Raw genomic sequence first — 10,114 nt, forward strand, 5'->3', positions numbered from 1 at the left:
AAGGGTTATAAGAGAATTTTAATGCGGCGGCGTATAAAAGAAATTGTCTATGTCAGGCTACAACCTATACATTTATGTATGGTCAACAAAAGAGGGGTGGGGGGTTTATGGGCTCAACTATCGGCTGGGAATACTACCGCACTTTTCTCGCCGTGCTCACCGAAGGGTCGCTCTCAGGCGCGGCGCGTGCCCTGGGCATTACCCAACCAACAGCGGGCCGCCATATCGCGGCCATGGAATCCTCATTCGGCCAGCCCTTGTTTATCCGATCGCGTAACGGCTTATCCCCGACGGAGGGCGCAATAGCCTTACGGGGGTATGCCGAAACCATGCGCGATACCGCCGCGGCGTTGGAAAGGGCGGCCACCGGCCGTGGCCGGGAAATCGCCGGTACGGTACGGATTTCGGCCAGCGAAGTGATAGGGACGGAAGTATTGCCGCCAATGCTGGCGCAGCTAAAACAATCGCATCCGCTGCTGCGCCTTGAACTGGTGACCACTAACCGGGTACAGGACTTACTGCGGCGCGAAGCCGATATTGCCGTTCGTATGACCCCGCCCAAACAGGAATCGCTTATCGCCAGACGCGTGGGCGATGTGAAGCTCGGCCTCTACGCGCATCGCGACTATCTGCGCCGGCACGGCGTACCGTCCGCGCCCGCCGACCTGACCCGGCATGCGCTGATCGGATTCGATGAAGAAACGCCTTATCTGCGGGCCGCGAGCAGGCAGTTGCCGGTATGGACGCGCGATGCCTTCACCTTTCGCGCCGACAGCGATCTGGCCCAACTGGCGCTTATCCGCGCCGGCTGCGGCATCGGCATATGCCAAACGGCGCTGGCGGGGGACCTGGTGCGCGTACTGCCGCAACAGTACGGGTTTATCCTGCCCACCTGGATCATCGTGCATGAGGATCTGCGCGCCAGCCCGCGCTGCAAAGCGACCTTCGACGCGCTGGTGCTTTGCCTGCAACGGCATACCGGAGAGCTGGGCTAGCAAGCGTTTAGAGAGCAAGGTTTTAAAGGCGCGGTGCTGAGATCAGGAAAATACTGCATGATGGGCTAAAGCAGGCGGTGATGAAGATGAAGAGGATAGCCGGCGGGGCAAATCACGTTCACGAATGCGAAAATCAACAGGTTACATCACGCTACGGATGACCAACACGGATAATAAAAACAAGCCGTCATTCTTGCTTGTAAAATTAAATCCCGGCACGGACGGCAGTCAACGCGCCGGGGTAACAGAGTTATAGGCACCTATGTATAGGTACTTACATCTTTATAGGCACTTACCTCTGTTGATAGTGCGTTTTGCACTGAACAGCACTAGCTGCGGCTGCTGTTCTGACCGCCTTTTTTACCGGCTTCAGACGCTTTTTCACGGTCGTTCTTGAAATTACCGCCGCTATTCTGGCCGCCTTTTTTACCGGCTTGGGAGGCTTTTTCACGATCTTCAGCGAAATTACCTGAACCACCACGATGTTCGGTCATAATAATATTCCTCTTATTCATGGTTTACTTATTTGCATACCTTTATCTATAGGTATATCAGGAGATAAAGTGTATGCGCGTCTTACATTTTTAACTTTAGCGCATCATGCCCAAAACGCAAGGTTTGCCTATTTTTCATAAAAAGCATTCCTATTCAAATTGTTATTTGTTGTCGTTACATTTTGTAAAAAAATTAAAGAAAATTTCTTATTTATATTCCCGGCAACCTGACGGGTAAACGCATAAAAAACAGGCAATATTTTATTATTGCCATGCGCCGTGCTTTCGCCGGCAGAAGCGTCAGCGGTAAATTAAGCTTAGAATTTGGTGAAACGCGATACCCGCATAAACATCGCGAATAATATGATAGTTTGAGATAAAAAAATCCCGCCGTTCCACAACGGAGCGAGTGGTGGCGGGCAAAACTTCACCAGGGAAAAACGTCATCACATCTTATCGTTATAAGACTACAATATCATTATGTGTCCGCACTTCATTATTTCAAGGAGGCCATCATAAATAAACGCCATGCCCTGGCGGCGTACCCAAAAAAAGCCTGCCAGAGAAGCATGTCTGTTATGCCTACTGGTCTAATATTTTATCAGTGGGCTATTTTCAATCCTGCCATGCTCATTATCATTCTTAATATCAGAGAAACAATAAACAACGCCATCACACTGCCACACCAAATCACCACCAGCCAAAATATACGGCCCCACCAGGACGGCAAGGACGGTGAATGTTTCATTTTTCGTATCAGCGCCATAGCTCTGTCCCCCTCAATGGTAGCCTTCATTATGGCTAACCTTGCCCCGGAACACATAATAACTCCAAAACGTATAGACCAGGATCAGGGGAATAATAAACAAGGCGCCGACCAGCATGAATCCCTGGCTCTGCGGCGGCGCGGCGGCGTCCCAAAAGGTAATCGACGGCGGGATAAGATGAGGCCAGATACTGATGCCCAGGCCGCTATAGCCCATAAAAATAAGAAACAGGGTCAGCAGAAAAGGTGAATAATGAGTATCGTCCCGCATAATCGCGCGCCGCAGCGCCCAGGCCGTGAGTAATACCAACACCGGCACGGGTAAAAAGAAAAACACATTCGGCAGGCTAAACCAGCGATGCGCAATCGCCGGCTGCGCCAAAGGCGTCCAGACGCTGATAATGGCGATAATGGCCAGCAACGCCAGGGTTAACAGCCCGGCCCACCGTTTCATGTCGCTATGCAGCCGGTCACCGGTTTTCATGATTAACCAGGTGCTGCCTAACAACGCATAGGCCGCCATAAGTCCCAGGCCGCAAAACAGGCTGAACGGCGTAAGCCAGTCCAGGACGCCGCCGCTGTAGTGGCGCGCCTGCACCGCAAAGCCATTGATAAACCCGCCCAATACCACCCCTTGCGAAAAGGTGGCGACAAGGGAACCGGCAAAAAATGATTTATCCCAGATATGCTGGCGCTCCGGGGCGGCCTTAAAGCGGAATTCAAACGCCACGCCGCGAAATATCAATCCGATAAGCATCAGGGTAAGCGGGATTGCCAACGCGTCCAGGATCACCGAATAGGCAAGCGGGAACGCGCCGAATAATCCGGCCCCGCCCATCACCAGCCAGGTTTCATTCCCATCCCACACCGGCGCAATGGTATTCATCATAACATCGCGATCTCGGCGTTCTTTCACCAGCGGAAAAAGCAGGCCGATGCCCAGATCAAAACCATCCATGACCACATACATCATGATGCTGAAAATAATGATGATCAGCCAAATCAGCGGAAGATCGATGCCCATAATTAGTGTCTCCCCTCAGGAAAACCCTCGTCGCCGGCGGCGCCATTGTCCGCCGCCGACAACGGCCGGGCCGGCGTCCGCTTCTGTCCGGGGCCGCCTTCCGGCGCGTGCCGTCCGCTGCTGGATTGCGGCCCCTGCCTGATAAGCCGGAGCATATAGATAATGCCGGTGCCAAAGACGGCAAAATAAACCACGATAAACGCCAGCAGGCTGATGCTCATATGCAGCGCGCCGTGGGCCGACACCGCGTCCCTGGTACGCAGCAGGCCATAAACAACCCATGGCTGGCGGCCTATTTCAGTGGTAAACCAGCCGGCAATGATCGCCAGCAACCCTGAAGGGCCCATATATAAAACAAATTGATGAAACGGGCGGCTGTGAAATAATGTGCCGCGCCAGCGCAAATACAGGCCGGCGACGCCCACGGTGATCATCAATAAGCCCAGGCCGACCATGATCCGGAATGACCAAAAGATAATGGTGGAGTTCGGACGTTCATCCGGCGGAAAATCCTTCAGCGCGGGAATGGGCTTGTCCAGGCTATGGGTAAGAATAAGACTGCCGAGATAAGGTATTTCCAGCGCAAAGCGCGTTTTTTCCGCGCGCATGTCGGGCAAGCCGAACACAATCAGCGGCGTGGCCCGGCCGGCGGTATTCTCCCAATGCCCCTCTATGGCGGCGATTTTGGCGGGCTGATGTTCAAGCGTATTAAGACCGTGCGCGTCGCCGACAAAAGCTTGTATGGGGGCGACGCACAGCGCCATCCACATCGCCATTGAAAACATGATACGTACCGGCGCGCTATTATTGCCGCGCAGCAAATGCCAGGCGCCGGAGGCGCCGACGAAAAAAGCGGAGGCCAGAAACGCGGCGATGGTCATATGCAGCAATCGATAAGGAAACGAGGGATTAAAAATCACCGCCAGCCAATCCACCGGGATAACCTGGCCGTTGACAATCTCGAACCCCTGCGGCGTATGCATCCAGCTATTGGAGGCCAGGATCCAGAACGTGGACATTATCGTGCCCAGCATCACCATACAGGTGGAAAAGAAATGTAATCCCGGCCCCACCCTATCCCAGCCAAATAGCATAACGCCGAGAAATCCGGCTTCAAGGAAAAAGGCGGTCAGGACTTCATAGGTCAGCAAAGGGCCGGTGATGGATCCGGCAAAAGCCGAAAACCCGCTCCAGTTGGTGCCGAATTGATAGGCCATAACCAGACCCGAGACCACGCCCATACCAAAATTAATGGCAAATATTTTTAGCCAGAAATGATAAAGATCGCGATAGCTTTCCCGCCGGGTTTTAAGCCATAGGGCTTCCAGCACCGCCAGGAAACTGGCCAGACCGATAGTGATAGCGGGGAAAATGATATGAAAAGAAACGGTAAAGGCAAACTGTATCCTTGCCAGTATAAACGCGTGCATATCGCCCATGCTTACCTCTGCTTGCCCGGCTCTCCTGAGAGGGGCTTTTAGCCGTTGCCACCGTCCTGAGACGTCGCGATAAGCCGCATTGCTGCGCTCACGCCCAGGCACGGCAATTAAGGGATAACATTGGTTGCTCAGTCTGGCCAGGATCCTGCCCGTGTAATAAAAATAGCCTTATTGATGAGAGGCCATAAGCAGCATGACGGGAAGCAATGGGCAAAGATGTTTTCCAGGCCAGCTCACCTATTATAAGCCAATAACGCCAATAGCAGCGGTTTACCCCGGCAAAAGATGCCGTGGGTAAACCGCGGGGTTTTTATTTTTTCTTGCTTTTCTTCGCGGGTTTGGTCTGCCCGGCCGCCTCGTTCTCAATCGGGGGCACCGCGCCGATTTCCGCGCCGGTGATGGGATTCACCTGCGGATCGGATTGGGTACGCAGCGTCAGGGTATCCACATTGGCCTGCTGCCTGGGCGGCAGCGCCACGCTGGCGCCGCCATCACCCCCGTCAACCGCCGGCGCGGGATTGGCGACGTACGCGAAGTTTTCATCCGAATTCCAGCTACCGCGCACCTCGCCGCCATCCGACATATTAAAATACGTAGTGGCATATTTTTCAATAGGCGGAAGCTTGCCCGGCGGAAAGTTATTGCGAATGGAATACAACGCCTTTTCAAACGAAATCTGGTGCGCCACTTCACGCGTCATCAGAAAACCCAACGCATCCTTTACCCCGGGATCGTCCGTCAGATTAATCAGACGTTCATAAATGATTTTCGCCCGCGCTTCGGCGGCGATATTCGATCGCAGATCGGCGGTCACTTCACCGATGGTATCAATATACGCCGCGGTCCAGGGCACGCCGGCGGAATTCGTTAATGCCGGTCCGCCGCCATACAGCAATGCCGTCGTATGGCTGCTATTGCCGTTGCCGGTTAATGAACGATACAATTCCGCCTCTTGTTCGGTGCCTTCCGCCAGATCGCCCTTGGCGCCTTTATTAAGCATGCCGACCAATGAGCCGATAATTTCCAGATGGCTCAGTTCTTCCGTGGCGATATCCAGCAGCAAATCCTTGCGTCCCGGATCTTCATCCCCGAGGCCCTGGGTGAAATAGCGGCACGCCGCCGCCAGCTCGCCCTGCGGACCGCCGAATTGCTCCAGCAGAAGATTCGCCAGCCCTGGATTAGGCTGGGCGACACGAACGGTAAATTGAAGTTGTTTTACGTGTCTAAACATGCTCACTCCCGACAAAAGTTATTATTTTCAATGCTTCCATGCCGGTTTTCCCTTATTCTCACCACGGACGAAGCAACCTGTCGCTTTATCCGGCAAGATCATTTTTTCGCCTCGACATCGGGCGTGGCGGAACGCACCATAAACTGTTCCGTGACATTCGGCAGATGGGTAAAGGCCCATTCGGCCATGGCGAGTTCCTGTTCGCGGATTTGCTCAAAAACCCTGGCGCCTTCAACATCCCCGGCCAGCTTGGCGGCGGCGATAAGCGATGTGTAGCAAGCGGCTTCAAAATGTTCAAAGACATAACCGCTGATGGCGCCTTTAACCACTTCGTCCTCCGCGGTCATGCCGCCCACCGCCTGCCCAAAGGCCGACATTTTCCCCATGACGTCTTTTAAGGTTGAACGGGAAATGTTATTACGATCAATCACGTCCTCCAGCAGCACCAGTTGCTGACGGGTTTCTTCTCTATGCAGTTCAAGACGCGCCTTCAGATCGGGATAATGCTCCAGCCGGCCGGCCATTTTTTCCAGCATGCTTTCGGCTTGTTTTTCCATGGCGTGCGCGTCACGAAGCCAATCGTGGTAATTTTCTTCGTAAGTCATGATTCACCTCTCAATTGATTAAACAAACCTGCCTGTCGTGGTATCCGTGGTCTTTTTGCCAGGAACGTATGCACCAGGGAGGTAGGGTGGCTTAACTGCCGTGCCAAAAAAAACCGGGCCTTGAATTTGAAGTAATGGTTAACAAGATACGGCGCGCGGAAAAAAGAAAATATTTCTGCAGCCGCGCTTTCATTTTGCGGTTATCCGGCAAAAAACATGGGGGAAAATAGAGTACCTAACAACCCTGCCCTGCACGGTGCAGCGTCAATTTCTTTATTTTCCAATGCCATTTCGCCCGGGCTATGAAATATAATACGTTGCAGGCATACAATAATGTTCCATTGCTTAAAATAGCTGTCATTGCGTCATTTTATGCCCGTGATGATAAATACGCCTGGCACTTTAGCCTGGTTTACATTGACCGGGTTTAAATGTATGGGTGCCGTCGAATAATTTATCTCACCGCATTAAAGATGAACAATTAACCCCCAGCGCGGATGATACTCTTAACAAAAATAAAGCGTCTGCGGTATATTTAATCCGCTGACTACCCTATTTCACAGGGTCCAGTAATCTTCCCCCGCCCTATCACTGCGCGGCCATAAGAATATTCTCCTGCAACTCTGCGCAACACTCATAACATTAGAGGGTGCTTGATGTTAATTGTTTAGTTAATGTCTCGCTTGTTGTACCTATTAAAATGTAGCGCATCTTAAGATAAGCGCAAGTTTGAATCGATATTTTTGACTTTATAAAAAAACCATTTTATTCATAGCGTTATCATCGCACCCTGCCATGGAAAAATAAAAAAATAAACTTTTACCATCAACGCGCCGGCTCTTTTTATGCCAGTGATAATGATTGTTTGGCGTGGCGCCAATCCGGAAATTAAGCGAAGCGGGGAGCTGTTTCATTAGATTAGATTTATGTTTTATGCAACTCTATAAAAAATTCACATTAAATCCGTCTGTTATGGAATTTTCCTCTTCCCAGCGCGGCCGCTATTTTTCAGCAGGCGCCATCGCCGGGAAAGGATTATTACGCGCATGTCACGTCACAGATGAGAATGATATATATTATCAACGCGCTAACCAAACCGACTGTTAGCCAAAAAAATCACGGTCGCGAAAAATAAGAATAATGCCACGGCAACGGTGGGCTTGCGTATGGAGACTCAGCCGGGACCAGGGAAAAAACCTCGCGCGCCGCCGGTTAAAGTGTCCGGGGGAATGGCCCGCCATCCAAGGAAAGCGCATAAAATAATAAGGCCCCTGTCCTGTTACAGCGGACAGGGGCCAAAGGGTATAAACCCATCAATAAAAAGGTGGCGGCTGATGCCGGCCTGTTCCCTACGCCTGAAACAACCTAGGCCATATCCAGCGATGCCATATCAATCACAAAGCGATATTTCACCTCGCCACGCTCCATACGTTCAAAAGCATGATTGATATGCTGTATGGGAATGATTTCACAGTCGGGAAGGATGTTTTGCCTGGCGCAGAAATCCAGCATTTCCTGGGTTTCGGCAATACCGCCCGAGGGTGAACCGGTTATGCGCCGGCGCCCCATAATCAACGGCAGGCTGCTAAAGCCCGCCATATTCCCCAAATTGCCGACAATCACCAGCGCGCCTTCAATATCCAGCAGTTGCACGTAGGGCGACACATCATGAGAAACGGGAATGGTATCGATAATCACGTCAAAAGAAGCCCCTGCCGCCGCCATATCGTCTCGTGATGTGGACAGCAGCATTTTTTCCGCGCCCAGCGCTTTGGCTTCCGCCGCTTTTTCACCGGTGCGGGTAATCACCGTCACCGCGGCGCCCAGGCCCGCGGCCAGCCGAACCGCCAGGTGGCCAAGACCGCCGATGCCGATGACCCCGACCCGGGTCCCGGGTCCAACGTTCCAGGTACGTAACGGGGAATAAACGGTAATACCCGCGCAAAGCAACGGCGCGGCGCGGGCCGGATCGAGCCCCTGCGGCAATGTCAGGACAAACTCTTCCCGCACGACGATATGCTTGGAATAACCGCCGCGGGTGATCTCGCCGGTGAGGCGATCGTGGCCGTTATAGGTCACCGTGGGGTATTCCCGGCACATCTGTTCCTGATCTTTGCGGCACTGGTCGCAATGCTGGCAACTGTCGACAATAGTTCCCACCGCCACCAATTGACCAACGGCGTGGCGCGTAACGCCGGTGCCGATCTCAATCACCCGGCCGATGATTTCATGGCCCGGAACGCAAGGATAGGTCGTCGGCCCCCAATCTTGCCAGTCGTCCCGGCTTTGGTGGAGATCGCTATGGCAAACGCCGCAGTACAAAATCTCAATCGCCACATCATTGCCGCGCAGGGCGCGCCGTTCAAAGGAAAAGGGCGCCAGTGGGGTACCGGCCTTCAGCGCCGCATAACCGATAGTCTTCATACATCTCTCCCAGTTGATTGAATTGCGTTCCCTGACTTTACACGCGCCCGGCGGGCCGGCGTCAGTCCGATCCTTCCGGATTATTGCCTATTCCGCTTGATTTCTTGCGCCACGCGAACCGCGCGCCGGCGCGCCTATGCCGCTGAATACGCTGCGCTAACGGTACAAACCCCCTTCCCTCTCATCGGGCAAATTCTCTCTTGCTGATGCAGCCCGCGGGCTTTTGTTTTATGCTCAGATAACACGCAATCATTCACGGGCACGGGCATGGACGAACGCAATACGGTCAACGGCAACCTGCGGTTCCTGGGCATTATCGGCGATCCGGTGGCACAGGCTAAATCCCCAGCGCTAATTAATGCCGCGCTGCGCGAGCGACGGATCACGGACACGCTGATGATCCCTTTGCATGTCGACTCCGCCGGTTTAGCGGACGCCATTAACGGGCTGAAGGCCTGCCGCAATTTTTGCGGGGCGGTCGTCACCATGCCGCACAAGCGCAACGTGTTGCCCCTGCTGGATAGGGTATCCGACTCAGCCAGGGCCATCGGAGCCTGTAACGTATTTAAGCGCGCTCCCGACGGCCGGTTAAGCGGCACCATGATGGATGGGGAAGGGTTTGTCGCCGGTTTGCAAACACGGGGATATGGCATCCGGGGTAAAAGCGTTTATCTGGCCGGCGCCGGCGGCGCGGCGGCGGCGATTGCCTTTGCGGTGGCCGCCCATGGCGCCCGTCGGCTGGTTATCTTCAATCGCACCGCCGGTAAAGCCTCCGCGCTGTGTCAACAGCTGCGGTCCCTTTATCCCGGAGTGTTAATTGAGCAGGGCAATGAATTTCCCCGGGAGGTGGATATCGCCATTAACGGCACCTCCGTCGGCATGAGCGGCGATACCGCACAGCCCTTTTCATTGCGCTATCTGGATGCCTCCACGGTGGTGTGCGATATTGTGGTGTTCCCGGAGCAAACGCCCCTGCTGGCCAACGCCGCCCAGGCCGGATTGCCGGTCCATTACGGCAAGGAAATGATCATGGCGCAGGTCCCGCTGCTTATCGACTTTATGCTGAGCTGATGAGCGGCTCTCCCGCCAGGCCATGGGCCACGCCGGGAAGTTTGAGCCGGAATGATACGAACGAA

Annotated in this window: 9 protein-coding genes; 2 read left to right on the plus strand and 7 right to left on the minus strand. The window is 53.7% G+C overall.

Features of this window, described 5'->3' with window-relative positions:
- Positions 1–107 precede the first annotated feature (107 nt).
- A complete protein-coding gene (locus tag ACL2XF_RS18595) occupies positions 108–995 on the plus strand; it encodes a LysR family transcriptional regulator (protein WP_413727321.1) in 888 nt (295 codons plus the stop codon).
- A gap of 329 nt (positions 996–1,324) precedes the next feature.
- On the opposite strand, the gene ACL2XF_RS18600 is transcribed toward ACL2XF_RS18595, so the two are convergent.
- From ACL2XF_RS18600 to ACL2XF_RS18630, 7 genes are all read right to left on the minus strand, one after another.
- Positions 1,325–1,489, minus strand: a complete 165-nt coding sequence (locus ACL2XF_RS18600) for a general stress protein (protein ID WP_410012508.1) — start codon at positions 1,487–1,489, stop codon at positions 1,325–1,327.
- Between the two features lie 601 nt (positions 1,490–2,090).
- Positions 2,091–2,312 (minus strand): DUF2474 domain-containing protein, encoded by a 222-nt coding sequence (locus ACL2XF_RS18605; RefSeq protein ID WP_413723556.1) that lies wholly within the window; start codon positions 2,310–2,312, stop codon positions 2,091–2,093.
- The gene (cydB, locus tag ACL2XF_RS18610) at positions 2,269–3,279 is read right to left on the minus strand and encodes a cytochrome d ubiquinol oxidase subunit II (RefSeq protein WP_413727322.1); all 1,011 of its coding nucleotides are present in this window, start codon (positions 3,277–3,279) and stop codon (positions 2,269–2,271) included. The genes ACL2XF_RS18605 and cydB overlap by 44 nt, the downstream gene beginning before the upstream one ends.
- A gap of 2 nt (positions 3,280–3,281) precedes the next feature.
- Positions 3,282–4,718: a cytochrome ubiquinol oxidase subunit I gene (locus ACL2XF_RS18615; protein ID WP_413727323.1), complete on the minus strand. Its 1,437-nt coding sequence runs from the start codon at positions 4,716–4,718 to the stop codon at positions 3,282–3,284.
- A 310-nt stretch (positions 4,719–5,028) separates the two neighbouring features.
- A complete protein-coding gene (locus ACL2XF_RS18620) occupies positions 5,029–5,949 on the minus strand; it encodes a manganese catalase family protein (RefSeq protein WP_410012512.1) in 921 nt (306 codons plus the stop codon).
- 98 nt (positions 5,950–6,047) lie between these two features.
- On the minus strand, positions 6,048–6,554 hold the full coding sequence (locus tag ACL2XF_RS18625; protein WP_410012513.1) for a ferritin-like domain-containing protein: 507 nt from the start codon (positions 6,552–6,554) through the stop codon (positions 6,048–6,050).
- Positions 6,555–7,919: 1,365 nt separating this feature from the next.
- A complete protein-coding gene (locus tag ACL2XF_RS18630; protein WP_413727324.1) occupies positions 7,920–8,978 on the minus strand; it encodes an NAD(P)-dependent alcohol dehydrogenase in 1,059 nt (352 codons plus the stop codon).
- 267 nt (positions 8,979–9,245) lie between these two features.
- Between ACL2XF_RS18630 and ACL2XF_RS18635 the strand changes: the two genes are divergently transcribed.
- Positions 9,246–10,049 carry a shikimate dehydrogenase family protein gene (locus tag ACL2XF_RS18635; protein ID WP_410012515.1) on the plus strand — a complete coding sequence of 268 codons (804 nt, stop codon included), beginning with the start codon at positions 9,246–9,248 and terminating at the stop codon, positions 10,047–10,049.
- Positions 10,050–10,114: the final 65 nt, after the last annotated feature.

Origin of the sequence: Sodalis sp. RH19 (assembly GCF_047324215.1) — a bacterium.
In the GTDB taxonomy this organism is placed as follows: Bacteria; Pseudomonadota; Gammaproteobacteria; order Enterobacterales; family Enterobacteriaceae; genus Acerihabitans.